Below are 26,047 nucleotides of genomic sequence, written 5' to 3'. Positions count from 1 at the left end.
TAAATAAGCTGACGCTAAAAGTAAATAAAAAGGAACTATTAATTGTGACTATATAGTCTGTGTTTAAACGTAAATCCCCTTGAGTGACGCTATAGCTAGAAATCTATAATGTGGCATAGGTTGGATAGCTCAATACTCAGTGATAGCCAGCTTTTTGATGAGAATATCTATGTCACTTTATGATTTTCCAGCTATATCAACACCAATTGTTGTTTATGAATAATTCCAAATGGATAAGAAAACCAAGGATAAGCTACCCACTGCCTATAAAACATACATAAAGGTAATGAACAGCATCTGGGGTAAAGATAGTCATTGAACCCGGACAACTTTTAGGCTGACAGTAAAGCTACAGCTATGAGAATAGGCGCCAGAATGTTGATAGCAACATTCATACTCATATAAGGAATAAGCTTTGTCACTTCCTCAGTATGACGGTAAACACCAATAAATACTGGAATTGCAATCGCTAAAGTAATCAAGCCTATTAAGCTACTATTGGGTAAATATTCTAAACTGATACCCAAAATAAGGGAAAGAAACGTTAATACTATAAACAGAGCATAAACCATGCTGCTTCTACGCTTTCCAATCCATATAGGTAAATGCTTTCTGCCAATCTCACTATCTACCTCAGCATCTGGGAATTGGTTAATAAGCAGTAAGTTGTTGACAAGAAAGAAAGGTACTAACGAAGCGAAAAATGCCGTCATAGAATACTCGCCAGTAAGCATGAAATCAGTTCCTATAACCATTAAAGGACCAAACCCAAGTCCTGGTGCAAATAAACAAAGTAATGGTTTGCGGGTAAGCCAAGGAGTGTAAGTAGAAACAATCAAAAGGCCGACTATGCCTATTGGTAGTAGGGCTAGTCCTCTGATGTAAAGAAAATACAAACCAATTAATACTGTGAGAACAAGAGTTGAGAGTGCAATGATCAGTGTGAGATCAACTAACTCTGGCTTATTTGGTAAAGTGCCACTGCCTCCACTAAAGGGAGTACGTGTAGTTTTAAAATCTAGCCCGCTCTTGAAGTCATGATACTCATTAAGTGTATTAACACAAATATGAGCTAATATTGCGCCAATAAGTGTTAAGAATAAATAGAAAAGATTAATGTTTTCTGTACCTATACGCCAAGCGGCAGTACCAAAACCTAGAAAAACACAGATTGGGGTTAAAATAAGAAAGGGCAGCCTTATAGGTCCAATAATATCTTTTAGGTTCATTAAAGAGCCCATCATCCCAATCACGATTATCAGGGTCAACTTTAGTAATAGTTATTTATTAAGGCAAATTATTCCTTGGGCAGATTCAACTAATAAGCGCTAAACTTTAGGGACCCTATAATCAGAACTAATGCATTCATATTTTTCATCAATAACCATATGTGTAACAGAGTGTTTAGCTAGCAGTAATTACAGGGGCTTATTTTAATGGCTTGGGTGAAGGGAAATTTATTTAAATATGTATTTTCTATGTCAGCCATAATAGGTGTGTTGGTTGGTATGATGTCTATGCTAGCCTTAGAGAAAGTAGATCAATTAACATCAACTGACAACTTTTGTAGCAATAGCTGTCACCCTATGACGCGTTTTGTTGCTAATAAACCCTTCTTTATACAATCCAGTCATCGTGCTACCAGTTCAGGTGTTCAAGCAAGTTGTGCTGATTGTCATATTCCAAAAGGGCTGCTGCCAGCAACATGGGCACATATTACAGATGGTTCTCGTGACTTGTGGTCACTTCTCATTAATGACTTTTCATCAGAAGAACAATGGAATGCGGCACGGCCAGAAATGGCTTATCGGGTGCGAGATTGGTTATTGGAGAATGACAGTCACACCTGTCGTAGTTGTCATGTCACAGTTAAGCCTTCTCGTGAACGAGGTCAACGTCAACATAAACTTGCTGAGCGCAATGGTGTTACCTGCATAGGTTGTCATTTTAACTTAGTGCATGATGAGGTGAAGCCAAGAGAAAGTTTTCTTAGACAAGTAAAGATAGATAATAAGCTATAAATGAATAACGGTTTTAAAGATAAAATCTAAAAATATATATGACGGTTTTCCTATGAGACTGAGTCGAAGAGTGTTTTTAAAAAGTAGCAGTTTATTATCGCTGTTTGCTGGTTTTGGGGTGCCATGGTCTGTTATTGCCACAGAAGTTGAAAAGATGAAAACAGGAACATCAGCCGCTACAAAGTCAGTAATTCGTTATGTTAAGTCTACTTGTGCTCATTGTGTGAATTTCTGTGGCATTAATATTAAATTAGAGAACAATACTATTCGTAATATTTATCCTGATGAAGCAAGAGCTGAGTTTTATAATCATGGTATTTGCCCAAAAGGGGTATCAGGTAGTTTTAATACCTATAACCCCTACCGTATCAAAACACCGCTGAAACGGACTAATCCTAAAAAAGGTTTAGACCAAGACCCAAGTTGGGTAGAAATTTCTTGGGATGAAGCCTTTGACACCATTACCAAAAAACTTCAACGCATACGTGAAGATGATCCACGAAAATTTATTTGGCAACACGGTCATGGTAAATACTTAATAGGAGATAACTTCCCCAAAGCTTTTGCAGCTGCTTTTGGTACACCAAACCTGGTGCATCGAACGACGTCCTGTGAAGCTGCACGTCATGTAGCCGATGAAATTACCTGGGGATATCACGGGTTTTTACCTGACATCAAAGAGTGTAATTACTTGCTTAATTTTGGTGCTAACTATTTTGAGGGTGAACAGTTTGCCCGCTGGCTGGATCATACTATAACTGACGCAAAAGAACGGGGCATGAAAGTGGTAGTGGTTGAACCCCGTTTGTCTAATAGTGCAGCCAAGGCCAATGAATGGGTACCAGTAAGACCAGGCAAGGATATATTACTGTTACTGGGCATGGCACGTATTTTAATTCAAGAGAATTGGATTGATAGAGAGTTTCTTACCCAATACACCAATGCACCCAACTTGGTGGATACCAATGGGGAGTTTTTACGGGATAATAATGGTCAAGCACTGGTATGGGACCAGGTAACGCAACAGGCAGTGGCATTTAGCTCGGGTAAAATCAAACCAGAATTAGCCGGGCGGTTTACTCACAATCAACAAGAATACTCGACAGCTTTTCAGGTATTCGCAGATAGTTTAAATACGCTGAATGATAAGGATTTAGCAGAAGAAGCAGGGGTGCCGGAAGCAACTATTAGACGGTTAACAGAGGAAATAGCGAAACAGGCCCAAATTGGTGCCACAGTTGTGCGTAATGGGCAAACCTTGCGTTATCGCCCTGTCGCTATTCATACTTTTCGTGGTCTTGCGGCTAAACAATATGGTGTACAGAATTGGCGTGCGGGTTTAATTGTACAAATGCTATTGGGCAGCATTGATGCGGTGGGTGGCCTTAATCTTCATAGTGTGCACAAAAAGCCTAGTTATATGGAGCCTGCTGAAGCTGAATATCCACCTATACGAGTGGATTTACAGGAAAGTATTTTTTTTCCTCATGCCACACATAATGTTGCTCAGCAGGTGGCAAAAACGATTCTGGAACCAGAAAAATTCGGTTTGCCTTATACCCCCGAAATGCAAATCTTCTATGCCACCAATCGGCCATTTTCCACTACGGATAGTAAGGAACAATTTAAATCATTGGAAAAAACCTATAACGTGGTGATTGATATTGTTATGTCAGAAACAGCTGAGATGGCTGATATTGTGCTGCCCGATTTAACGTATCTAGAATCCTGGCATTTATCACCAACACGTTATACTCCGGCCACCAAACATACGGCTATACGTCAACCAGTAATTAATGTGTTTAATTTACCCCATGATGGATTTTCCATTATCTGGGAACTCGCTAGTCGTTTAGGACTACGAGATCAATATATTGAACAAGTTAATAAAAAGTGGGGCTTAAAGAAGTATCCGCTAAAAATAGGGCGGGATTATAACGCAAAAGAAGTAGTAGAAAAGTTATGGCTGGAAAAAACTAAAGGTAAGGAGTTTAGTTATGCCGTCGATCATGGCTTTAGTGGCAAACATTTATCCGAAAATGATACTTACTTAAAAGGGGTAGAAGCTAAATTTAAGGGAGCAGGTAAGCCAAAAATGCAGTTCTACGCAGAAAGCATGCTGGGCACACTGTTTAATATTAAAGAAACGGTTAAGCAACATGGTATAAAAAATATTGATCTGGATGATTACCAAGTTTCCTTATCACCACTGCCATTAAAGGTACATAGTATGCCTGTGCCCCATCGCAATAAGGATAAATACCCTTTTTATATCATTACATACAAGCGGATGAATCGAACTCAGTCTGGTAATACTGCAATGAACCCCTTATTAAATGCCTTAGGCCCAGAAGCTGATGAGAACTTTGTATTAATTAATCAACAAACGGCCCATGAACTGAAGCTCAAAGAAAAGGATAAAGTGCAGATTGAGACCCGCGTAGGCAGTGTGCAAGGCCGCGTTAAATTAACTCAGGGCATCAGGCCCGACACCCTGGCAGTTTCTTATCACTATGGTCAGCAAAGCCTGGGCATGCCGGACTATGCACGGAAGGGAATTTGGATTAATTCAATACTAGAATCGCATTCTGATTTAGTGTCTGGAATGGATAGTTTTAATGACTCGGTATGTCGTTTGAAAAAAGTGTAGATATACACGAAAAGGTATAACTCTATGACCAAATTTGTACGGCTAATAGATATGGATCGCTGCATGGGGTGTCAGGCTTGTGTGGCTGCGTGCTATCAGGAAAATCATTACACTCCTGGCTCACCTTGGAATGAAATGATTGAATATGAGATTGGCACCTATCCTCATGTTGGCAAAGTATTTGGCACCATGGGTTGTATGCATTGTGAGGGTGCACCGTGTAAAACAGTGTGTGATGCCATTAATGTACACGCCATTAGCAAAAATGAATATGGTGTAGTACTAGTTGATTATGACAAATGTATAGGTTGTGGTTATTGCGATACTGTCTGCCCCTACAATGTGCCTCAGTTTAGTAAAGAAATAACATCGCTTTATGGCGAAGGTGAGTTGAGTCCTTTAGAGACAATTCCTCAAGAGCAGCGTCATCCCACGCACCGCAAAAAAAACAATGTGATGGAAAAATGTACCTTTTGTTGGCACAAATTGGAACAAGCTATAAACAGCAATCAAATTGATAAAATTGGTGTAGATCCACACTTTACTCCTAGCTGTGATTTAGTATGCCCCGTTGATGCCCGTTTTTTTGGTGATCTGGATAATCCTGACAGCGAAGTATCACGTCAGATAGGTACCAAGAAAGCGACGCAATTGAAAAAAGAATACGGCACGAATCCCCAAGTCTACTACAAAATAAGTGGGGGAGATTTTTAATGATAAAGCGATGGAGTTTTTTTTTATTGATAGTAAGCTTGAGTTCTTTTTCACTCATAGCAGGTGATAAAAAAACAAAATCAGATAATATTCCTTTGGCTGTAGTTGCGGAAAAAATTCGTAGCGGTGAAATAGATGTAGGGAAAGAATATTCGTTAAACACAAAAACTGGACGATTTCATATTATTCATGCAGATAAAATGCTGATGGACTGCAGCAGCTGTCACTATGGTTATAGCTACAAAAACGATTTCTTGATTATGGTAAAGTATAAACCCTATCCCGCTTTAGCCAAAGGTCAGTATGAGCGTAGTGTTTGTTTAGGTTGTCATCAGCAGGGGGGCATTGCAACGCAATGGTATCATGGCAGCACCAACCCATAAGCACAGACCAAGCCGATGTTGATAAGGGCTGCAGTAAACTGTACTGGTTTTGTAGCAACTTTTTTTTAATTCAACCTATGTCTAACTTTCTTAATCACTTGCAACAACAAATTAAGCAAGCAAACATTACAGCATCAATGCCATTAATGGGGGAGTTGTCAGGCTTGTGTTATAGTAACGAGGCATTATTAATAGACTATACTCGGTTATTTGCAGGTTTAAAGGCAGGTTATGGTCCGCCCCCTCCTTATGAATCACTCCATTGTTCACCTTACCGAAGAGAAGATGTTATTACCTCAGTCTCCGCGGCCTATGCAGCAGCTGGTTTTGGCAACTTGCAGTATCAGGGTTGCCCACCTGATCATATTGGTACAGAGCTCCGTTTTATGGCTATGTTATATGGCATGCTTATCAGTGATAAAGAGCAATATAATCAGTTGTTGAAAATAGCAACGGACTTTAAACAACAGCATATATTAGTTTGGATACCATCCTATTGTGATCTGCTAGAACAGGTAGCACAAACGCCATTTTATCGACAGGTGGCGCGTATAGTGAAGCAGTTGTTAAGTCACATAAGTTCGGTTTAAAAAGTAATTAACCCATATCCTAAAATAATAGTTTTTTACTCAGCTAATAAAACCTGTCCCCATAACTACTCTACGGGGATTTCTTCGGTGGTTTGTTTTTTCTAGCTTGATTTAATTTAGCTCTTTTTGCTAAGTACTCACGTACGGCCTGTTGTATTTCTTCCTTGTTGGCATTAGGTGATATTTTACCGGATTTTTTTAACATTTGGACTATGCGATCATCTTGAGCTACAACGGGTGAAGAGCTTGCAGATGTTGCTTTAGGAACTGCTGCAGGTGCGGATTGTCCACTTGCATAACTGGTTGCGGTTAAACTGACTAAGATAATACTGGTTAAAATAGTTTTCATACTTCGCTCTTTTTATTGCTGTGTTTTTTGTTTTATATCCGACAATTCACTTAAGTTTCATTAGACCCAAACAACACTACACAAGTTTCGTACTGACTAAAAGTTTATTCTGGGGCTTGATACCAAACATTAATTATCCAATAAATTTGTTCACCTTCGGGTGTGTTGACTATCACTTCATCATCCAGTTGCTTACCCAACAAGGCACGGGCTAACGGTGCATCCATACTGATTAAGCCTTGCTTTAAATCAAACTCATCGGGGCCAACTATTCGATAGGTGAATTTTTCACCTCTTTCATTTTCTAATTGAACCCAAGCACCAAAGTAAACTTTATTGGTATTGCTGGGTAATTGATCAACAACAACTAACTTATCCAATCGATTTCTTAAAAAGCGTACTCGGCGATCAATTTCCCGTAGTTGTTTTTTACCGTAAATATATTCAGCATTTTCTGAGCGGTCACCCAATGCAGCAGCATCACTTACCGCTTGAGTGACTTGTGGACGTTTAACTCGCCACAAATAATCCAATTCCTTCTTTAACTGGGCATGGCCACCAGGCGTAATATAATGGTTGCTTGGCGGTTGAGGAGGGCGATAACGACTCATAATGTATATCCTATAGCCAAACACATCTGTTGTATTTGCTTTTAAAAAAGTGTATCCAAAGAAACGCAATTAGTGTATCTTACAGACCTTTTTTGCAGGACCGAAGTAGCCACTGTGAAACGCTATAAACAATCCATTTTATCTGATTACTTTATAGTGCAGGATTTAACCAGTAACGTGCGACACTTGATGGAGGCCAATTATGATATTGAGGCTTCAATGGATCGCACTCTGTGCACTGAAGTATTACAACATTCACGTTATATTGATGTACTCACTGGTGCGCAACTAGGGAAGGTCTGCTCAATTTGTAAGGCCATTTTAGACCGCCGAATTAGTAATATGCCTCGTACAAAATCAGCGATCAGTCGAAAAATTAATCAGCAAGAAATGGAAGAGCCACAGCAGTTAGCATTTGATTTTTAGTTGTTACCAGACAAGTAAGCCCATCTGGTAACTGTCAATAAGCGTAATCAAACACCTGGAACTAATGGTTTACGTTTTTCCAACACACCTTTCAGTTTGTCACGCATTTCCATAATGATTTTTTCAGTAGTTGGCCAGTCAATGCAGGCATCTGTAACCGATACGCCATACTGCATATCATCAGAAATTTTCTGGTTACCCCAGCCAATATTACTTTCCACCATTAGGCCAATAATCGACCGATTACCTTCAATAATTTGATTCGCTACATTATCAAGTACCAGTGGTTGTAAAGCAGGGTCTTTATTTGAGTTGGCATGGCTACAGTCGATCATAACATTGGCTGTCAAACCATGGCTAAGTAACTCTTGCTCACATAATGCGACATTGACTGAATCATAGTTGGGTCGGCCATTACCCCCACGAAGTACAACATGGCCGTAAGGGTTACCTTTAGTATGAATTATTGATACCTGACCCTCACGATTAATCCCCAGAAAACGGTGAGGGCTGGAGACAGATTGCAATGCATTAATTGCTACCGTTAAACTACCATCGGTACCATTTTTAAAGCCAACAGAGGAGGATAAGCCACTAGCCATTTCCCGGTGTGTTTGCGACTCGGTTGTACGAGCGCCAATAGCGGACCAACTGATCAAATCCTGAAGATATTGAGGAGAAATAGGATCCAGTGCTTCGGTTGCTGTTGGCAGCCCTATCTCAGCAATATCCAACAACAGTTGCCGACCAATCCGTAACCCATCTTGGATTTTAAACGAATCATTTAAATAGGGGTCATTAATGAGTCCTTTCCAGCCTGTTGTTGTTCTTGGTTTTTCAAAATACACACGCATTACAATATAAAGGGTATCTTGTACCGCTTCAGCCAGCTTTTTCAGCCGAGCAGCATAGTCTTTAGCCGCTTCTACATCGTGGATAGAGCAAGGCCCCACCACAATAAACAGACGGTGATCCTTATGGTCCAGAATATTTTGGATCGTTTCACGGCCTTTGGAAACTGTTTCGGCAGCCTTATCGCTTAGGGCAATACTTTGCTTGAGCTCTTCAGGGGTAACCAGTAGGTCTTGAGACTCTACATTCAGGTTGTCAATGACAATGTTAGACATTTTTATTCCTACTAAATACAAACTACCCGTTATGGTAGGCGGGTGGCAAGATCTTCATAATGATTTGCGTGTGTTGACTTTATCACTCCTCAACAGTTTCTATTGTAAGAGAAGCTACAAGAAAATCAGCAATCTAAGTGAAAAATTTTGTTAAAAGTTTAATAAACAGCCTATTTGCGAGGTAGTTATGACATTGACCAGGCTGATGGGATTCTTTCTGGACCTCATAACAACCCTTTCTAGTGAAGCTAGGATATAAATAATCTATTGCACTGTGCTTGAAAACAACAATATCAGTCACCAAAAACTAGCATTGTGAATATACCCTATGGGTTGAAAACAGCACTAGCTAAACTGACTTTCTAGAAACACCCAGGATACCACTTATGAGATCAAAGACGACGCTTGCTTTATTTTGCTTATTTTTTACTATGTTCACTCATCAACTGAGCCTGGCAGCTATTCCAAGTTATGATGCATCAGGAAAACCATACCCTTCATTAGCCCCAATGCTCAAGCAAGTGAATCCGGCAGTCGTTAACATCGCTACTTACTCTAAGTTACAATACAGTTATAACCCTCTGCTAAACGATCCATTTTTCCGGCATTTCTTCAATATCCCTGATCAACAGCAATATCAGCAACAGCTCCCCAAAAAACAGCAACAAAGTGCTGGCTCGGGGGTCATTATTAATGCACAGCAGGGTGTAGTACTCACTAACTATCATGTCATTAAAGATGCAGATGAAGTGCAAGTTGCTCTTATTGATGGGCGAGGTTATCAAGCAAAAGTGCTAGGCTCTGACCCAGACCTGGATATTGCCGTACTCAAAATTGAAGCTAAAAACCTGACAGAAGTTTCCCTAGCAGATTCCAGTGCTTTGGAAGTAGGGGACTTCGTAGTTGCTATTGGCAACCCATTTGGCTTAGGGCAAACCGTCACTACTGGTGTTGTCAGTGCACTTGGCCGTACAGGACTTGGCATAGAAGGTTACGAAAATTTCATCCAAACTGATGCTTCGATTAATCCAGGTAATTCTGGTGGTGCCTTGGTTAACTTAAAAGGTGAGTTGGTTGGAATCAATACGGCAATTATTGCTCCAGCAGGTGGTAATGTAGGAATCGGTTTTGCCATTCCGATGAATATGGCCAAGGCCAGTATGGAACAAATTCTTAAGCATGGAGAAGTAAAGCGTGGCCAGATAGGCGTAGGTATTCAGGATATTACACTTGGCTTACGTGAAGCTTTTAATTTAGCGAATGGCCAACAAGGTGTACTAGTGACTGAGGTGGCTAAAAGCTCACCGGCAGAAAAAGCGGGCTTAAAATCAGGTGATGTTATTTTAGCTGTAGATGGAGAAACCACTTCATCTACAGGGCAATTACGCAGTCAAATTGGTATAAAAACAGTCGGCGATCGAATCACCCTGACGATTTTACGAGCAGGCAAACAACAGTCAATATCTGTAACTGTGGGTAGTCCTGATAGTTTATTGACTAACCTTGGCAACTTTCACCCATTACTTGAAGGCGCCCGGTTTGAAAATAACTCTGAAGGCAAAGGAGTTGTTGTTGCCGCATTAGCGCCTAATTCTGCTGCCGCTTATAGTGGGTTACGCCCCGGGGATATTATTATCAGTGCTAATCAACAACGGGTATTCGATTTAAAATCCTTTAGCCAGGCATTACAAAAAAGCCAATCAGCAGTACTGCTCCATATTAATCGTAATGGTGCAGCATTGTATTTAGTAATTCGCTAATTGAAGTGAACCTCTTCCAAGTGTTGGATATCAGTAAAGTACAACGCCGCCCGAATTGGCTCATTACCCAGCACTTGGAAGGTTTGCACATAGCCTTTTAATTGAGCACGATACTGTTGTACTTCAGCTGCAATTTTCTGTTCAATCGATTCAACCGTCGTTTGAGCAAGCTGTACTGTCTTATAATCAATGATCCAACGAGTGTTGGTATCTGGGTCAATAAAAGTTCTGTCTACCACATAATGCATCGTTTTATCACGCATTTGCAGGGTTAACGGATATTCACATTGACTGGCTGGATGATGGTGATTCAAAAACCACTGCGCTTTAGGGTCAGCCAAGGTTTTTTCTACCGCACTTTTTACCTGATGGCAGGCACTGGTTAAGTCATCCTGAGCAATCCCCAACTGTCGTAGTTGATTACGCCAAATGTTGTAACGTTGTTGACAATACTGTTGGGGTTGATTGGCAACCTGCTCAATACCTAATAAGGTAATATGGTATAACGCCCGGTGAACAACGGTTCCTACATGACGGGGCACTTCGTCCCACACCATTTCCGGTAAGTTTTCTTCATCACTAAATTCTTCACCCCGGTAGGCTTTTAATAATTGTCCATAGGGTTGTGCAGGTGGTTGATGATCACTGGGTAATCGCCAACCAGTCGATAAGTTAATACCTGGCTCTGTCGATTGTGAGGGAAGAGTTTTTGGGGCCGTTTGCCAACTGACCTGATCTTTTATTGCCGGCCAAATGGTTGCTAATAATGATGAAGCCACCGGCGATTTTACTTCACCAGCAGCTTCATGTTGTTTGCCATTAAATAATAGATACAATTTTTTTATCGCCCGGGTAGCCGCTACATATAATAGCCGGGTATTTTCTAAACGTATTTTTTGTTGCTGTTGATGGCGAATAAAATCATAAATAGCATCACTTTGGTCTTCATAGGCATGGACCGGGCTCAGTAATAAATGATCTTCACCATTAGCGCTTAAAAACTGCTGCCAGACTAGCAGAGATTTATCATCCGCTCGCGGCTGTTTATCCAGGCCAGGTAAAATAACCACATCAAACTCTAACCCTTTGGCTTTATGAATCGTCATAATTTGCACCCGTGGGTTAGCGTCTGGGTTGGCCTGGGCATACAGCTTGTGTAGTTTAGTTTCAAAGCCCATTAAGTCTATGCCTGCAAACGGGGTGGCATATTCTCGCAAGGTAGCAAAAAATACAGCAGCCTCTTGTTGGCCTTGTACTTGATCAATACAGGCTCCACCACCGATTTGTTGCCAGCAGCCCGCTAATACCTGGGAAAACGGCTTCCGTTGTCGTTGGCTGTAAACCTGATGAAAAATAGGCATTAAAGTTTTCAGTCGTTGCTGACCATGGGGAGATAGTTGCGCCAATACAGCATCATCTTGTAAGCGATTTAAGACAGTTATTGCCGACTGGGTATGAGCTAATATCTCTAAATCATCATTATTTAAACCACACCAAGGTGCACGGAGGGTAGCTAGCCAAGCTAATTTATCTGCTGGGTTAAGCAGCGCTTTGGTAAGGGATAATAAGTCCTGAATAACAGCACGGCTGGCCAACGGGTCAATTTCCGTTGCCTGCCATTTAATGCCTGCCGCTTGCAATGCAGTAATAATATCCAATAAATGGCCACGACTACGCACTAAAATAGCAATGGTATCCGTAGCTGACTCAACTAAATGCTGGCTAACCAATGCAGCAGCTTTATCTGCTTCCAGTTGGCGCCCCACTTCATCATGAAATCCCATACACTCAACAGCAGGGCCAGCCAGTGCCAAATTAAACGCAATTGATTGGGCATAACTCACGGCACCTAAAGGGATGTTTTCCTGTTGGGGAAAACTCTGCTTAAACGTGTCATTTACCCAGTTAATCACGTTAGCCTGAGAGCGGAAATTCACAGTTAATGCGAGGGGGGTAAGGGGTACTGAGCCAATCCCATGCTGCCTGGCATTTAGAAAAATCCCCACATTAGCATCCCGAAACCCGTAACAGGACTGCATACCATCACCCACAATAAATAAGCTGCGGCCATCACTGGCTTGCCAGCCAGCAGTGAGCTTTTCCAATAACATTAACTGAGGCTTAGAGGTGTCCTGAAATTCATCCACCAAAATATGGTTAATTCGATAATCCAACACTAGGGCTAAATCCGTAGGGGCGTCCTCGGAACCTAATGCAGCAAGTGCTGCCCGGTTAATTTCGGTATGATCCACCTTGCCTTGCTCAGTAAAAGTGACCATCAGTTGTGCGACTAACAAGGGCAGCAACTGACAAAGGGCAATCAATAGTTCCCCTTGTTTGGGTTGGTAATGAACAGGAGGCAATAAACGCAAATTAGCCAGTTGTTGGGCTAATCCAGGCTGAGTTGCCAGGGCATCAATTAGCCCCAGCAACCGCTGTTTCATTTCTTTAAAATAGGATTTTTCGACCTTGGTTTTACCGGGAGGAAAACCAGCCGCTTTCGTTATTGTTTTACGCCAACTGCCTTTTTTATCTTGGGTAATCAATAGCTCAGTAAGCGCAAGCCATTTATTTAACGACTCAGGAGTAGTATCAGGCAGGCCGGTTAATCCAATGCAACTACACAGTATGTGATCCGATTTTTCTTCGGCTAATTGCTGGCCAGCAAAATCCGCTAATTGTGCCAGCTCACTGCTATGATAATTCAGGGCTTGAGTGACAGCTATTAAACTGTCTTCAATGATTGCCAACAGTCCTTGTTCAATATGCTGCAACAGTTGTTGGGTATCGGCAGCCACTACATAAGGTAGCCACTGGTCACGCCGACTCAGTAAAGACTCTAACAATAGCGCTAATTTATTTAAGTCATTATCCAAGTGCAGTAACAGTTTGCCCAATAACTCTGCTTCCGGTGACGACTGACGTAGTACCCCTAGAAACTTTCTCACGGCTTGCTGATAGCCGTCACTGGCATCATCCATAATATCAGGCATACCACCAAAACCGGTTTGTAATGGAAAATGGCGAACCAAATAAGCACATAAACTGTCGATGGTTTGAATTCGCAGCCGATTTGGGTTGATTAATAATTGCCAATCATACTTTTGATCCTGCCTTAAAACCCTTTTAGCTAATAACCAAGTCTGGCGTTCGTATTCATTGGTGGGTTCACTTTCCGTTTGAGCTTTACGAATGGCATTTAAAATCCTACTGTGCATTTCAGCAGCGGCTTTGCGGGTAAAGGTTATACAGAGAATTTCTTCTGGCCGCTTAACCGTGGTTAATAACGTCAGTACTCGTTGGGTTAATAATCCAGTTTTTCCAGAGCCAGCCGGGGCTGTTACGGCAAACGAGCGGGTAGGGTCAAGGGCTTGCTGGCGGGCTTGCCAATCTGCTGGCCGGGTTACCTCACTCATTATTTTCCCTCTGGTGGTTAATCCGGCATAAGCTGGCTAAATCACAATAACGACAACTGTTGGCCGATTTGGGATCAATACGGCTAGCGCCTTGTAAAAATGCGACGGCTAATTGCTCTAATTGTTGTTGCCATTCCTTTAAAGTGTCTTCCCACTGGCAAGGCAGTTCCCGTTTGTTTTGTTCAATTGGAATAATCTTAGGTATGCCTGTATCAGCTTCACTTAAACCGCAAAAACCTCGATTTTTCGGTGATAAATTGGCAAAACTGATGGCACCTATTTTACGGTTAGCCACCGTACAATACAGTGGCAGCTGCGGGTCATCCAATCGCTCTGAAGCCCAAGCACTGTCACTAGCGGGATTCATTTTGTAGTCAATAAGTAAATAAGAGCCATCTTCTAGCTGATCAATCCGGTCTACCCGCAAGTTTAAGGGTAACCCAGCAATTGTACATCGCTTGCTTTGCTCAATTGCTACGACCCGAAACGGCGGGCGTTGTTTTTCAATGACTAACCAGGCCGTTAACCACTGACTGACTCGCCATTGCTCTAGTTGTTGATAGCGAATCGACATTACACTGGGAAATTGGGGCAATAACCGTTTTAATGACTGAACAGTGGCTCGTTGAATCAACGCTTGTAAGTCTGCATCTGTCTTATTGATTAAAGTGGAGTGGTCTTTCAGCTCACGCCAAATAATTTCCAAACCATAATGTAAACACTGGCCGCGTGACCAGGGAGGAAGGCCAATCAATGGTGTTGGTAATGCACTGGCACCCAACCGGTGCTTAGCAAAAGATTGAAAAGGGCAGCTGGCCTGACTTTTCAAAATTTGACTGCCACCTTTAATGGTAACAGCTCCCGTAGCAATGACCTTTTCTGCCACGGGCTTAGTTTGATCTAAAACATACGACTCTAGTGGTGCTGTTAAGGTCAGCAGCTGAGCTGTTTGTTGTACCGACTGGGTTAGCCAACAACTGGCGTCCACTTCAGGGAGATCTGTTAATAAAGGACACAATTGTTGTTCTTTATCCCCATTCAATCGGGCATAACTGAAAACAATATGCTCAGCATTATGTTTGTAGGTATCAATAATTTCCTTGGTAAATGCCAATTCTCGTTCAACTGAGGCATGAGGCATCATTTGCGCCACTTGAATATCAATAGGAATAAAAGGGTTTGGCTTGGGAATCGCTGGCCAAGTACTGTCATCAAACCCGATTAACCAACAGTGAGAAAACCGCAACCCCGCCCCCTCTAGCGAACCCAAAATTTGAATCGGCGAATCTTTGGTTTGAGCTTGAAACGTCACTTGTTGTAATTGTTTGTGTAATAACCGGCTGGCTTCTGTTAAAGGTATTTGCCCCACAATTTCATCCAGCCCAGCAAAGGCTTTGATTTCTTCATAAAACCGGCTGACTTGTTGGTACTCAACACTATCTAAACGACGTTCTCCAGGCCAACCTAAACATTGCCACTGTTGATAAAATAATTTAACCCAATGGCTAGGGTAATGGCGGCGGTTTTGGTAGCCTGCCTGCGCTTTGATTTTAAGTTGCTCTATGGTTTGTAGTGCCTGAGTAAACGGACAGTTAGCCTGATTAAATAAATCCTGCTGTAAATCAGCAGACTGCAACTGTTGTTGTTTATCAAACAGCTGCTGGCTCATTTGCCGTAGCCGTCCAGGAGAAATGGTCAATTGTTGGCTACGAATAATTTGTTCACTGAGTAGGGCTGGAAAATCTACGTGTAAACTATCCAGGTGATGAAAAGGTGAGATTAACCACTGACAAAGTTGGGCTACTTCCATTTCCGATTTATTCAGCTCAATCATTGCTAATGCCGTAGCAATAATTGGCTGCTGGGTTAAAGGCTGTCCAGCTGAAAAATTAAAGGGGAGGGTATAGCGAGGGCTCTCAGGTAAACTGACCTGAGGCTCAAATACTTGTTGAAAAGCTGCTTCCACTTGCTGTCGGTGTAAATGCAACTCTGGCACGACAATACCAATCATTGCCTCTGCGTTATTGGCCAGTGTAGTGTGAGCCCAGTTAGCGGCTGCCTGAAGTTCCTCTTCAAAATGCGCTAACTGAGTTCGTTGGCACTGAGGCTCCAGTACCTTGGGTCGATAGTGATGACTTTGCTCTGCCAGCCCCTCAATAATCGCTTGATGCAAGGGGCTCAAGTTATCAAACCCCACTAGATGTATATGTGGGTACTGAGTCAGCCAGTTTTTTTCACAGGCTTTTAATATAAAGTGGGCAGTGTGAGTTTTCGTTAAGTAATGCTTCACCTGACAAGTCGCCAAAAACTGCTTGAGCCACTGCTGAAAACATTCGCTGTCGTAGGTGGTAGCTAACGCTGAGTCTCGCCAATCCAGCTGCCATAATAATAATAAATCAAATGCCTTCTTGGCAGTTTGCGCAGCAGACGCAGTTTTGACTAAATTATCACCACTTTGTTGCTGAATGATTTGCTCCCACAACAGTTGCTCCCTTAACTCAGACAACACAATATGATCTGCCGCTGGCTGAAAATTGCTATCAGCCAGCCGTTGCCACAAACTCTGCAGCCAATGTTCAATGGCCATTACCCTAGGAGTAGGCCAAGCCTGGTGATGAGCAGCTGTTTGTTGTGCGGCATAAGCAGCCTGAATTTTTGCTGTCATCCGCCGGTTCGGGGTAAGAATCAACTCCCCATGCTTAAGCGCAGCTTCTAAACCAGAAATATCAAACAGTGTTTTGGTCACAGGATAATCGTCGGCTAATCAAATTAGGGCTATTGTAACTTAGTGCTACATCCTGTAAATGCCACTTATTTTACTAAGGAGTAGTACTCGATTGTTTAAGTTTAACTATTTCCCCTTAATTCCCATTTTTTAGAGCAGTTGGCATGTTTTGCATTAGTGCTTAGATTTGAGATACTCTGGCGTCTTTTTTTGTTGTCTAGTATTTCGGAGCAGTTATGCAGCAAGCGCAAGCTACCCCCTATGCATCCCCAGAGTCAGCTTTAGAGAGGCCCGTTTATTGCCGTAACTGCGGTAATAAACTTTCACCAAAAGCTGTAAACTGTCCGAGCTGTGGTGAACCACAACTCTTAAATGGACGAAACAAGGTGGCTGCGGCTTTACTGGCTTTCTTTTTAGGGGCACTCGGAATTCACCGTTTTTACTTGGGACAGTGGTGGGGTATTTTTTACTTATTATTTTTCTGGACGGGTATTCCAAGCTTAGTTTCTTTGATTGAAACTATTGTGTTTGCGTGTACTAGTGATGCCCGTTGGTCACAGAAGCATGGTCATAAACCGCCTCGGTCAGGCTGGTTATATGCAATTGTATCGGTAGTACTTTTTTTCTTTATTATGGGCCTTTTGGCTGCCATCGCTATTCCTGCTTACGAGGACTATACCGAACGAGCGAAAGCAGCCACTCAGCAAGTGCTATAAAAGCTGGTCCTAATTGATCATAATTGTGCCTGCTAGTTGCCATCGTTCTATGGCTAAATCAGTAACAAACCGAACGACACTGCAAAGGCTGTTACTGATTTATGTTTATTGCTCACCTGCCAGCTGGCTATTTAATTACCCAGCTATTTATCAAGCGTCAACTTCTTCCCTGTACGGAACAACACAGAATCTGGTTAGTTGGGGTAGGGCTGTTTGCCAGTGTGTTACCTGATTTAGACTTGTTGTACTTCTATTGGTTTGATCAGCGACAGCATAACCACCATAGCTATTGGACCCACACCCCTGTTTTTTGGCTAGCCATTTTTCTCTTGCCTTGTATTGTCGCCTGGATTACTAAACAGAAACTACTGTTAACAACAGTAGTCGTACTATTAATGAATGTTATGCTACATCTGTTACTGGACAGTGTCTCCGCTAAAATATTGTGGCTGTACCCTGTTGTTAAGCAAAGCTTCGGTTTAGTAGAGGTACCTGCTCGGTTTGCCTGGTGGCCACTTAATTTTCTTTTGCATTGGAGCTTTATGCTTGAAGTGCTGATAGTAGGGGCAGCAATTTATCAAGTTAAAAAACAATATTTGTTTAAAAATCAATTAGTTACTGGATATTCTTAATCTTGTTTATTAGATATATCGCGGAGTATTTTTTAACTTAATGTGAATTCTATGTTTTTAAGATTTTTTCATAGTAGTCAAGTAGTTATACTATTTAGTTGAAGTGGTTTTATAATAATAGGAAGCATCGTATTTGAGGAAAGGAAGAGATCAAAATTGGTTTCCCCCTAGCGCTCTCTCAGAGAGGGGGTCGCAATAGTTTTGCGACAGTCTCTAAAAGCATATACGGCATGAGTAATAGAGAAGCTTTTCTTTGTTTTATGCTAACTTAAGGGCACTTCTAATACTCCATCCACTTTGGAGGTTTTATGCCAGCGCAGTTAACTGACAAATTAGTGATTGCTATTTCATCGCGGGCTCTGTTCGATCTGGCAGAAAGCCACCGTATTTATGAAGAAGAGGGCCTGGATGCTTATCAGGAATACCAGATTGCCCATGAAAATGAAATTTTAGCACCAGGCGATGCCTTTCCTTTAGTCGCCAAACTACTCAAACTAAATGAGCGTTTAGGGCAGGATCGAGTAGAAGTAATATTGTTATCACGAAATTCAGCCGATACTGGGTTGCGTATATTTAACTCCATTGAGCATCATGATTTGAATATTATTCGAGCTGCATTCTGTGGTGGACAAAGCCCTTATCGATATATTGCTTCTTTTAATTGTCATTTATTTTTATCCACTCATATAGAAGACGTTACCAATGCATTATCTGCAGGGTTTGCAGCCGCAATGATCATGCCTTCAGCAAAGTCATCAGAAGCACCCAATGATGATATTTTACGGTTTGCGTTTGACGGTGATGCAGTAGTGTTTTCAGACGAGGCAGAACAAATATATCAAGCAGAAGGGTTAGAAGCTTTTGCTGCCAGTGAGCGGGCTGCGGCCAAATCGCCCTTATCAGGTGGCCCATTTAAGCCTTTTTTAGCAGCATTGCATCAACTACAAAGTGAGTTTCCAGCCAAGCAAAGTCCAATTCGTACTGCTCTAGTGACAGCAAGATCAGCTCCTGCTCATGAGCGCGTAATTCGCACTTTAAGAGAGTGGGGAATTCGCCTGGATGAATCACTATTTTTAGGTGGCTTGGCAAAAGGGGCTTTTTTAAAAGCTTTTGGAGCAGATGTATTTTTTGATGATCAGATGGGGCACTGTGACTCAGCAAGAGAACATGTTGCCACAGGGCATGTGCCCCATGGAGTGACTAACAGCAAAGCTGTTGAAAGTTAGGGCTAAAAGAAAGCATATTTAACTCCTAATGCCAATAGCGTACTGGCCAATACGGGGTGCATGACTTTTTCCGGAAGGTGGGCTCCTAAACGGGAGCCTATATAAATAGCAGGAATAGAGCCGACTAATAAGCTGACCAACAGTCCAAAATCAACATTGCCTAACCAAACATGACCAATACCAGCAATAAAAGTAAGAGGAACAGCATGGGCCAAATCTGTTCCCACTATTTTCACACCTGTTAACTGGGGATACAGCACCATCAATAATGCAGTGCCAATCGCTCCAGCCCCCACTGATGATAGTGTCACCAAAGTGCCAAGCAAAGCACCCATAATTAAGGTAATACCCGTAAGGTGTCGTTGAATAAACTGTCGTATAGTGGTAGTAATTGATGATTGACTATTAATGACAGCAAGGCGTGATCGGGCTAATAATACCGCAGCAGTCATAATCAGCATAAAACCTAAACTGCTTGTTAGTAGATGGCTATATTCTGAACTATCTTTGAAGTAGGCATTCAGTATCAGAACCGTTAAGCCGGCTGCTGGTAAACTACCGGCCCCGAGCAGTCCCACTAAACGCCAGTTAATTGTCCGACGCTTGTGGTGTAACGAAACCCCACTGGCTTTGGTGACGGATGCATACATCAAGTCAGTGCCTATGGCGATATGAGGTGGAAAACCAAATAGCAATAGCAGTGGAGTCATCAGTGATCCTCCACCAACCCCAGTCAGTCCGACGGCAAGGCCAACTGTGGCACCTGCCAAAATATAAAGCAAAACTTCCATCAAATATGGTCTAAAGTTATAAATGGTGATAGAAAAGCTATGAGTTAGAGAATAAAACCATAATTCTTGGAAATTTAGCGGTTTCCATCTATTCTTGAAAAGAATATTTATTTATATTTTTATGCTTTATGCATATAAATGCCGAATGGAGGGGTTATGAAGTTGCAACAGTTGCGCTATATCTGGGAAGTAGCGCATCACGATTTAAATGTTTCGGCTACCGCACAAAGCCTATATACATCACAGCCTGGAATTAGTAAGCAAATTCGCTTACTGGAAGATGAGCTTGGGGTCGAAGTGTTTGCACGTAGTGGTAAACATTTAACTCGGGTGACACCAGCTGGTGAAGCCATTATAAAAACCGCTGGAGAAATTTTACGTAAGGTAGAAAGTATCAAGCAAGTGGCGCAAGAGTTCAGTAATGAACAAAAAGGCAGCTTGTCTATTGCTACCACCCATACTCAAGCACGTTATGCTTTACCCACTGTCATCAAAAAGTTTATTCAGCAATACCCAGAGGTGTCTTTACATATGCACCAGGGAACGCCCATGCAAATTGCTGAAATGGCCGCCGATGGTACCGTCGACTTTGCTATTGCCACTGAAGCAATGGAGCATTTTAATGATTTAATTATGATGCCTTGTTATCGGTGGAACCGTTGTGTACTAGTGCCAAGAGACCATCAGCTAGCCCAAATCAGCCGACTTGAGCTTGAAGATGTAGCAAAATATCCCATTGTAACTTATGTGTTTGGTTTTACTGGGCGCTCTAAGTTAGATGAATCTTTTATGAGCAAAGGGCTTACACCTAAAGTTGTATTTACCGCTGCAGATGCAGACGTCATTAAAACTTACGTAAGGTTAGGTCTAGGGGTAGGGATTGTGGCCAAAATGGCTTATAACCAAGACCTTGATCAGGATCTAGTGGCACTGGATGCCAGTCATTTATTTGAGTCGAGCATCACTAAAATTGGCTTTAGGAAAGGAACTTTCTTACGGGGCTTTATGTATGAATTTATTGAGCAATTTGCACCTCACCTCAATAAAGATATTGTTAATGAAGCTTCTCAACGGCATAACCGGGCAGAGCTGGAAGAGTTATTTGAGTCGGTACAGTTACCCGTCTATTAATTTTTGACAAAACCGTCGGCTGGCATTAGCCAGCCTTTTATAGAGCACGCTTACTGTAAATGTTTTAATACTTCCTGTACCAGTTTAAAGTACACGGTATACACCACTTGCTGGCCATCGGCCTGCTCAACGATAAAGAAAGGCGCCTTATCAACTTGTAAGGTTTGAGCCAGTTGCATCCCTTCACTTGTAGAATCATTTTCATGAGCTTCAACAATATGGTCAATGTGTTGTATATAGCCTGACTTTTCTAGCCGCTGTAAAACATCAGCACACTTTTTACAGGGTGAACCATCAGCCATTACTTTTTTCACTAACGTAATTTTTACAGTCATGATCTCTTCTTCAAATTATTTACTTTGGTTACTTGCATGTAACCCACACTCTTTCTGTGTAGCCGTTTCCCACCACCAACGTCCTGCCCGTTCATGTTGGTTAGGCAATACTGGACGGGTACAAGGCTCGCAACCAATACTGACAAACCCTTTATGGTGTAGCTCATTAAAAGGCACATCATATTCGTGGATGGTTTCCCACACTTTCGCCGAGTGCCAATGTGCCAGTGGGTTAAATTTGTATAAGGGTTTTTCCTGGCTACCAAAGAACAAGTCTTGTTCAATGACAGGGATGTGAGCTCGGGTATCAGGGCTTTGGTCTTTACGTTGGCCGGTTATCCAAGCATCCAGTTGACTCAGTTTACGCCTAAGTGGGGCTACTTTACGAATGCCACAACATTCCTGATGACCATCCTGATAAAAACTGAACAACCCTTTGGCTTTGACAAAGGGTTCCAGCTCAGCATAATCCGGCGATAATGTTTCAATTTCTATCCCATAATGCTCCCGTACCTGATCAATAAAGCGGTAAGTTTCGGGATGCAAGCGCCCTGTATCTAGGGTGAATACAGAAATATTGTCGGTTACTCGGGTAGCTAACTCAATTAGCACAACATCTTCTGCACCACTGAATGAAATCGCAATATTATCAAAGGTATTAAAGGCCAGCTCGAGAATCGCTTCAGGATCCCGCTCACTGTATTCCAGCTGCAATTGGAGGGTATTGAGCGGCTTAGTCACAATGGTTACCTATCATTAATTGGCTTATATGTAATCACAGTTAGGGCTTGAAGCATTAGCAATGCCCTAGTTTAAAATTATCAGTTATAAATCTGGCTTATAATACCAAGTCACAGCTATAAGAGATAAATAAAATCTTTATCTATTTATATGTAGACAGGGTATAACAGTAAGCCAGTTGCCTGTGAGCTAAGACGAAATCGTTATCTATAATAAAAGCTATGCTCAAGTGTAATCTTTATCTATGTCTTGGTTTATGGTGGCTAATGGCTATTCCACTAGCTGCCAAAGAAATCAAAATCGCCTATAACAGCGATTGGCCTCCGTATTCTTATACAGATAAACGGGATGGAGTAGTAAAAGGCATTTTGGTTGACTTGCTTGACAGCTTGTTTATTGAGCAAATCGGTATCAAAACGGCTAACTTTGGCTTTCCTTGGAAACGGGTGCAATCAGAAGCGAAAGCAGGGCTGATGGATGCATTTATTACGGTACCTACCCAACAACGGCTGGAATATGCATTACGTTCACGCAATATCGTATATACCATCAAAATGCAGGCTATTACCCGCCAAAATAAAGAACTTATAAGCCAAATTAATCGGGTTCAAACCGTTTATGGCTTAAATGCTTTTAATGTGTGTGAAATTATTGGTAATGGTTGGGGGTATCGGTTTTGGCAACAGCACAACGTTAAATTTCTACCTGTACCTAAGGTCAGCAATTGTTTGTTGTTGATTGATAGGGCGCGCGCTGACTTAATGATTCATCCCCTAGCTGTTGGTAGCGCGGAAATTGCCCGACTTGAGTTGAATAAAAAGCTGATTATTTTGCCGAAAGTATATGGTGAAATGAAATTCACTTTGCTGCTGTCAAAGCGTTCTGCTCAATATGGACAAGCACTGGTTGACCAATTTGACCAAACCATTGACAAGCTACAAAGCGAAAAAGCCTATCAACCTTTATTAGATACTATTATGGCCAAAGCCACTGCTGCCGCATTACAAAATTAAAAAAGGTTTAATTAATTGCCAACTATGTTTGACTGAACTGACTCAACCCACTCATTAAATTGCTAACTTTAGCCCACGACTCCTGATACTCATCTTCACAATTAGAATCGGCAACAATGCCACCACCGCCCCAACAATAAAGTCCCTGATCTTTGGCCACGAGGGTACGGATAGCGATACTGGTGTCCATCTGTTGACTAAAACTGATATAACCGATAGCCCCACAATAAACACTTCGGGAAACAGGCTCTAACTGCTGGATAATTTCCATTGCCCGAATTTTTGGTGCTCCCGTAATAGATCCGCCAGGAAAGGCACCAGTCAGTAACTCAAAATAACTAGCATCATTGTGTAACTGACCAGTTACAGTAGTGACTAGGTGATGTACATTGGCAAAACTTTCAAGTTCAAATAAATGGGGGACTTTTACCTGAGAGCAATGCTTACTCAAATCATTACGTAATAAATCCACAATCATTAAGTTTTCTGCCCGGTCTTTTTCACTACTTAATAATGCTTCTGCTTGTAAACGATCCTGTTCTAGGTCAGCACTTCGAGCCCGGGTGCCTTTAATCGGTTTGGTTTCAACCAAACGTTGGTTGGTTTGGATAAAGCGCTCAGGGGAATGACTTAACACAGTGATTTCCCCATAATCTAAAAAAGCAGAGAAGGGCGCTGGGCTGACTGCACGCAAGTGGGTATAAGCTGTTAATAGGTCACCACTATATTGGCTATCAAATCGTTGAGTAAAATTAACCTGATAGCAATCACCTGCCTGAATAAATTGCTGAATTTGGTTAAATGCTGCCTGGTATTGGGCTTGAGAAAGCACTGGTTGAAAGGGAGTAGTCAACGCAAATGGCTGTAGTGATTGTGTTTGGGTTAATGGACTTAAACAGTTCTGTATGTATTGATGTTCAGTTATAGAAAGATCTGGATGGGTAATTAATACCGCCTGTTGCTGCTGATGATCAATTACAATTGCCCATAAATAAAGCCCTGTCATTAGACAAGGCCACTCATCTTTGTGGTGGCTAAATCGATGTGGCTCAGTGACTGCCTTTAAATCATAACCCCAGTATCCAAGCCAACCACCAGCAAAAGGCCAATGGCAATCAACTGACTCGTACTGATCAAATAACTGCTGTTGCAATACCAACGGATCAGTCTGGAGTTGCTGCTGCTCATCTGCCAACAAGTTGTGTAAAGTGCAGTCTCCTTGTTGATAGTGTAAAAAGTAACGTGGGTTAGCCGTAATAATGTCAAAGCGACCATCAGGGTGTTTGGCATCAGTACTATCCAGCCAGGCAGGATAAGGCATATGACGAATTGCAAGAAAATAATCCTGACTGTTAGCTGGATAACGGAGTGGAGTGACGGTCGCTTGTTTCATAACATCTTTATTTACTTAAGGGCTAACAATGCATCCAAAATAGCTGCGGCATTGTAGCGGGGTAGCCCGAATATTTCACTATTACATCATAACTCCTTGTAAAAAAGCACAACAGTTGTTTTTTAACCAATTTATTGCAGCATTTTTAATATAGGTAAGTATCGCAATAAAGTTGCTGCTGTTTAATTCTTATGGTTACAACCAGAAAAGAATGCCCGGTTTTTTTTATTGATCAAGCTATAGCATCAAGCCTCTGTTATCACTACACGTAATAAACTCCACTAATAGGCTAATGGCTTATTAATTGCTGTAGTAGACCCTATCACATTCAACCTATACGACATCTGCTCCTATATAGCCAAACGAGGGGCTAGTCAGGTCGTAAATGATAAGGCTCCTGAGCCTTTCAATTAAATTCTTTCCAAGGGTATAAAGGAGAATGTAATGGATTCTACCACCTTATTGATCAGCCAAGTTACCACTGAGTGGGGAGCAATCAAGTGGCTCCTGGCTACGCTTATCTTACTATGGTTGGCCAGTGCCACGTTCCTAATGGTTTTAGTAGTGAAAGCCAAGCGTTGGTTGGTTCATATTGATGCAGTGCAAAAACGTAAGCTGTTTAGAGAACAAGCGGATGAATTCTTGGAGCAAAATAAACTGGACCAGCTCCAAAAAATTAGTGAACAACGAGTAGAGAGCTATCCAAACGACACATGGTGTCACTGGTATCTAGCTTTAGCTTTTTATCATAAGGGGCGGTGGCATGATGCCAAGCGGGCTTTCCAAACGATTCTGCAACTGAATCCTAGCTGGCGAGATACTGTCAACCCTTACGTTGAAGACTTAATGAATAAAATATCTAACAGTCGACCTGGCTTGGTGAAATAACTGCTTTTTGGATAAGGGCCCATGGGTGAAGTAGGGTCTTTGTCAACCGCTATCGTCGTACAAAATTTCCTCAGTTTTACTTGCTGATTGACTACTCCTTAACTATGTTTTTTGGCACAGTCCGTTAATAGCTTGGTGAACCAAGCAACTATATTTTTTAGAAAACTGACTGTATATGCCCAATGAGAATGGTTTTTAAGGAAAGCCGTCGAGTGACGAGTTCCTGTAGCACATTTATTCAAATTAAGTGGCTACCACCGCAGTTCTTACAGTAGCAGAGCTGCTCCTATGAGCCTATGAATGAATAGGTGATTGGGGTGAGGGACGATGACAACAAACCCTAAAAATCATTTGTGAAGGGTATACATATGGTGCAGTCATTTTGTCTTGCACCAGAACCCTACTCTAT

At 41.8% G+C, this 26,047-nt stretch carries 23 protein-coding genes; 13 read left to right on the top strand and 10 right to left on the bottom strand.

Going from position 1 to position 26,047, the window contains the following annotated elements; translation table 11 throughout:
• Positions 1 to 332 precede the first annotated feature (332 nt).
• Positions 333 to 1,229: a prenyltransferase gene (locus G4Y78_RS14725; protein WP_230425739.1), complete on the bottom strand. Its 897-nt coding sequence runs from the start codon at positions 1,227 to 1,229 to the stop codon at positions 333 to 335.
• 207 nt (positions 1,230 to 1,436) lie between these two features.
• Here G4Y78_RS14725 and G4Y78_RS14720 point away from each other — a divergent pair, with 207 nt between their 5' ends.
• From G4Y78_RS14720 to G4Y78_RS14700, 5 genes are read left to right on the top strand one after another with little or no spacing between them, the layout of a single operon-like run.
• Positions 1,437 to 2,021 (top strand): NapC/NirT family cytochrome c, encoded by a 585-nt coding sequence (locus G4Y78_RS14720; protein WP_163833743.1) that lies wholly within the window; start codon positions 1,437 to 1,439, stop codon positions 2,019 to 2,021.
• Positions 2,022 to 2,073: 52 nt separating this feature from the next.
• Positions 2,074 to 4,671, top strand: a complete 2,598-nt coding sequence (locus G4Y78_RS14715) for a molybdopterin-containing oxidoreductase family protein (protein WP_222937709.1) — start codon at positions 2,074 to 2,076, stop codon at positions 4,669 to 4,671.
• Between the two features lie 24 nt (positions 4,672 to 4,695).
• Entirely contained in the window at positions 4,696 to 5,385 is a 690-nt protein-coding gene (locus G4Y78_RS14710) for a 4Fe-4S dicluster domain-containing protein (protein WP_163833742.1), read from the top strand.
• The gene (locus G4Y78_RS14705; RefSeq protein ID WP_163833741.1) at positions 5,385 to 5,768 is read left to right on the top strand and encodes a hypothetical protein; all 384 of its coding nucleotides are present in this window, start codon (positions 5,385 to 5,387) and stop codon (positions 5,766 to 5,768) included. Before G4Y78_RS14710 ends, G4Y78_RS14705 begins: the two co-directional genes overlap by 1 nt.
• Entirely contained in the window at positions 5,741 to 6,358 is a 618-nt protein-coding gene (locus tag G4Y78_RS14700; protein ID WP_163833740.1) for a TorD/DmsD family molecular chaperone, read from the top strand. The genes G4Y78_RS14705 and G4Y78_RS14700 overlap by 28 nt, the downstream gene beginning before the upstream one ends.
• Positions 6,359 to 6,428: 70 nt before the next feature.
• On the opposite strand, the gene G4Y78_RS14695 is transcribed toward G4Y78_RS14700, so the two are convergent.
• Positions 6,429 to 6,707 carry a hypothetical protein gene (locus G4Y78_RS14695; RefSeq protein ID WP_163833739.1) on the bottom strand — a complete coding sequence of 93 codons (279 nt, stop codon included), beginning with the start codon at positions 6,705 to 6,707 and terminating at the stop codon, positions 6,429 to 6,431.
• A 104-nt stretch (positions 6,708 to 6,811) separates the two neighbouring features.
• The gene (greB, locus tag G4Y78_RS14690) at positions 6,812 to 7,318 is read right to left on the bottom strand and encodes a transcription elongation factor GreB (protein WP_163833738.1); all 507 of its coding nucleotides are present in this window, start codon (positions 7,316 to 7,318) and stop codon (positions 6,812 to 6,814) included.
• Between the two features lie 114 nt (positions 7,319 to 7,432).
• On the opposite strand from greB, the gene G4Y78_RS14685 reads away from it, so the two are divergent.
• Positions 7,433 to 7,744: a hypothetical protein gene (locus tag G4Y78_RS14685; protein WP_163833737.1), complete on the top strand. Its 312-nt coding sequence runs from the start codon at positions 7,433 to 7,435 to the stop codon at positions 7,742 to 7,744.
• Between the two features lie 47 nt (positions 7,745 to 7,791).
• Here G4Y78_RS14685 and G4Y78_RS14680 read toward each other — a convergent pair whose 3' ends face one another.
• Positions 7,792 to 8,871 (bottom strand): 3-deoxy-7-phosphoheptulonate synthase, encoded by a 1,080-nt coding sequence (locus G4Y78_RS14680; RefSeq protein ID WP_163833736.1) that lies wholly within the window; start codon positions 8,869 to 8,871, stop codon positions 7,792 to 7,794.
• Positions 8,872 to 9,257: 386 nt separating this feature from the next.
• Here G4Y78_RS14680 and G4Y78_RS14675 point away from each other — a divergent pair, with 386 nt between their 5' ends.
• Entirely contained in the window at positions 9,258 to 10,631 is a 1,374-nt protein-coding gene (locus G4Y78_RS14675; protein ID WP_163833735.1) for a DegQ family serine endoprotease, read from the top strand.
• Here G4Y78_RS14675 and G4Y78_RS14670 read toward each other — a convergent pair.
• Both G4Y78_RS14670 and G4Y78_RS14665 read right to left on the bottom strand, forming a co-directional pair.
• Positions 10,628 to 14,047: a UvrD-helicase domain-containing protein gene (locus tag G4Y78_RS14670; RefSeq protein WP_163833734.1), complete on the bottom strand. Its 3,420-nt coding sequence runs from the start codon at positions 14,045 to 14,047 to the stop codon at positions 10,628 to 10,630. The two genes, G4Y78_RS14675 and G4Y78_RS14670, sit on opposite strands and share 4 nt — an antisense overlap.
• Entirely contained in the window at positions 14,040 to 16,793 is a 2,754-nt protein-coding gene (locus G4Y78_RS14665; RefSeq protein WP_163833733.1) for a PD-(D/E)XK nuclease family protein, read from the bottom strand. The genes G4Y78_RS14670 and G4Y78_RS14665 overlap by 8 nt, the downstream gene beginning before the upstream one ends.
• A 215-nt stretch (positions 16,794 to 17,008) precedes the next feature.
• Between G4Y78_RS14665 and G4Y78_RS14660 the strand changes: the two genes are divergently transcribed.
• The 3 genes from G4Y78_RS14660 (at position 17,009) to G4Y78_RS14650 (ending at position 19,346) form a co-directional block, all read left to right on the top strand.
• Positions 17,009 to 17,488 carry a TM2 domain-containing protein gene (locus tag G4Y78_RS14660; protein ID WP_163833732.1) on the top strand — a complete coding sequence of 160 codons (480 nt, stop codon included), beginning with the start codon at positions 17,009 to 17,011 and terminating at the stop codon, positions 17,486 to 17,488.
• A gap of 101 nt (positions 17,489 to 17,589) precedes the next feature.
• On the top strand, positions 17,590 to 18,120 hold the full coding sequence (locus G4Y78_RS14655; RefSeq protein ID WP_163833731.1) for a metal-dependent hydrolase: 531 nt from the start codon (positions 17,590 to 17,592) through the stop codon (positions 18,118 to 18,120).
• Positions 18,121 to 18,428: 308 nt separating this feature from the next.
• Positions 18,429 to 19,346: a 5'-nucleotidase gene (locus tag G4Y78_RS14650; RefSeq protein WP_163833730.1), complete on the top strand. Its 918-nt coding sequence runs from the start codon at positions 18,429 to 18,431 to the stop codon at positions 19,344 to 19,346.
• Between the two features lie 2 nt (positions 19,347 to 19,348).
• Here G4Y78_RS14650 and G4Y78_RS14645 read toward each other — a convergent pair whose 3' ends face one another.
• Complete coding sequence (locus tag G4Y78_RS14645; protein WP_163833729.1) at positions 19,349 to 20,137, bottom strand: sulfite exporter TauE/SafE family protein; 789 nt, start codon at positions 20,135 to 20,137, stop codon at positions 19,349 to 19,351.
• Positions 20,138 to 20,293: 156 nt separating this feature from the next.
• Between G4Y78_RS14645 and cysB the strand changes: the two genes are divergently transcribed.
• Positions 20,294 to 21,268 (top strand): HTH-type transcriptional regulator CysB, encoded by a 975-nt coding sequence (gene cysB, locus G4Y78_RS14640; RefSeq protein WP_163833728.1) that lies wholly within the window; start codon positions 20,294 to 20,296, stop codon positions 21,266 to 21,268.
• Between the two features lie 50 nt (positions 21,269 to 21,318).
• Here cysB and G4Y78_RS14635 read toward each other — a convergent pair whose 3' ends face one another.
• Both G4Y78_RS14635 and G4Y78_RS14630 read right to left on the bottom strand, forming a co-directional pair.
• Complete coding sequence (locus tag G4Y78_RS14635; RefSeq protein WP_163833727.1) at positions 21,319 to 21,603, bottom strand: hypothetical protein; 285 nt, start codon at positions 21,601 to 21,603, stop codon at positions 21,319 to 21,321.
• Positions 21,604 to 21,618: 15 nt separating this feature from the next.
• Entirely contained in the window at positions 21,619 to 22,344 is a 726-nt protein-coding gene (locus tag G4Y78_RS14630; RefSeq protein ID WP_178124463.1) for a phosphoadenylyl-sulfate reductase, read from the bottom strand.
• Positions 22,345 to 22,610: 266 nt separating this feature from the next.
• Between G4Y78_RS14630 and G4Y78_RS14625 the strand changes: the two genes are divergently transcribed.
• Entirely contained in the window at positions 22,611 to 23,357 is a 747-nt protein-coding gene (locus G4Y78_RS14625) for a substrate-binding periplasmic protein (RefSeq protein ID WP_163833726.1), read from the top strand.
• Between the two features lie 22 nt (positions 23,358 to 23,379).
• Here the strand turns inward: G4Y78_RS14625 and pabB are convergent, their stop codons facing one another.
• Positions 23,380 to 24,750, bottom strand: a complete 1,371-nt coding sequence (gene pabB, locus G4Y78_RS14620; protein ID WP_163833725.1) for an aminodeoxychorismate synthase component I — start codon at positions 24,748 to 24,750, stop codon at positions 23,380 to 23,382.
• A 444-nt stretch (positions 24,751 to 25,194) separates the two neighbouring features.
• On the opposite strand from pabB, the gene G4Y78_RS14615 reads away from it, so the two are divergent.
• A complete protein-coding gene (locus tag G4Y78_RS14615) occupies positions 25,195 to 25,638 on the top strand; it encodes a tetratricopeptide repeat protein (protein ID WP_163833724.1) in 444 nt (147 codons plus the stop codon).
• Positions 25,639 to 26,047: the final 409 nt, after the last annotated feature.

It is taken from the genome of Spartinivicinus ruber, from assembly GCF_011009015.1.
Lineage (GTDB): Bacteria > Pseudomonadota > Gammaproteobacteria > Pseudomonadales > Zooshikellaceae > Spartinivicinus > Spartinivicinus ruber.
Note: the sequence above shows the minus strand (reverse complement) of the source record. Positions and strands in the feature narration are given on the sequence as shown.

Bases quoted from the DNA above. Each gene is read 5' to 3' on its own strand.
- G4Y78_RS14725 (WP_230425739.1), bottom strand. From the start codon at position 1,229: ATGAACCTAAAAGATATTATTGGACCTATAAGGCTGCCCTTTCTTATT.
- G4Y78_RS14720 (WP_163833743.1), top strand. From the start codon at position 1,437: ATGGCTTGGGTGAAGGGAAATTTATTTAAATATGTATTTTCTATGTCA.
- G4Y78_RS14715 (WP_222937709.1), top strand. From the start codon at position 2,074: ATGAGACTGAGTCGAAGAGTGTTTTTAAAAAGTAGCAGTTTATTATCG.
- G4Y78_RS14710 (WP_163833742.1), top strand. From the start codon at position 4,696: ATGACCAAATTTGTACGGCTAATAGATATGGATCGCTGCATGGGGTGT.
- G4Y78_RS14705 (WP_163833741.1), top strand. From the start codon at position 5,385: ATGATAAAGCGATGGAGTTTTTTTTTATTGATAGTAAGCTTGAGTTCT.
- G4Y78_RS14700 (WP_163833740.1), top strand. From the start codon at position 5,741: ATGGTATCATGGCAGCACCAACCCATAAGCACAGACCAAGCCGATGTT.
- G4Y78_RS14695 (WP_163833739.1), bottom strand. From the start codon at position 6,707: ATGAAAACTATTTTAACCAGTATTATCTTAGTCAGTTTAACCGCAACC.
- greB (WP_163833738.1), bottom strand. From the start codon at position 7,318: ATGAGTCGTTATCGCCCTCCTCAACCGCCAAGCAACCATTATATTACG.
- G4Y78_RS14680 (WP_163833736.1), bottom strand. From the start codon at position 8,871: ATGTCTAACATTGTCATTGACAACCTGAATGTAGAGTCTCAAGACCTA.
- G4Y78_RS14675 (WP_163833735.1), top strand. From the start codon at position 9,258: ATGAGATCAAAGACGACGCTTGCTTTATTTTGCTTATTTTTTACTATG.
- G4Y78_RS14670 (WP_163833734.1), bottom strand. From the start codon at position 14,047: ATGAGTGAGGTAACCCGGCCAGCAGATTGGCAAGCCCGCCAGCAAGCC.
- G4Y78_RS14660 (WP_163833732.1), top strand. From the start codon at position 17,009: ATGCAGCAAGCGCAAGCTACCCCCTATGCATCCCCAGAGTCAGCTTTA.
- G4Y78_RS14655 (WP_163833731.1), top strand. From the start codon at position 17,590: ATGTTTATTGCTCACCTGCCAGCTGGCTATTTAATTACCCAGCTATTT.
- G4Y78_RS14650 (WP_163833730.1), top strand. From the start codon at position 18,429: ATGCCAGCGCAGTTAACTGACAAATTAGTGATTGCTATTTCATCGCGG.
- G4Y78_RS14645 (WP_163833729.1), bottom strand. From the start codon at position 20,137: ATGGAAGTTTTGCTTTATATTTTGGCAGGTGCCACAGTTGGCCTTGCC.
- cysB (WP_163833728.1), top strand. From the start codon at position 20,294: ATGAAGTTGCAACAGTTGCGCTATATCTGGGAAGTAGCGCATCACGAT.
- G4Y78_RS14635 (WP_163833727.1), bottom strand. From the start codon at position 21,603: ATGACTGTAAAAATTACGTTAGTGAAAAAAGTAATGGCTGATGGTTCA.
- G4Y78_RS14625 (WP_163833726.1), top strand. From the start codon at position 22,611: ATGGCTATTCCACTAGCTGCCAAAGAAATCAAAATCGCCTATAACAGC.
- pabB (WP_163833725.1), bottom strand. From the start codon at position 24,750: ATGAAACAAGCGACCGTCACTCCACTCCGTTATCCAGCTAACAGTCAG.
- G4Y78_RS14615 (WP_163833724.1), top strand. From the start codon at position 25,195: ATGGATTCTACCACCTTATTGATCAGCCAAGTTACCACTGAGTGGGGA.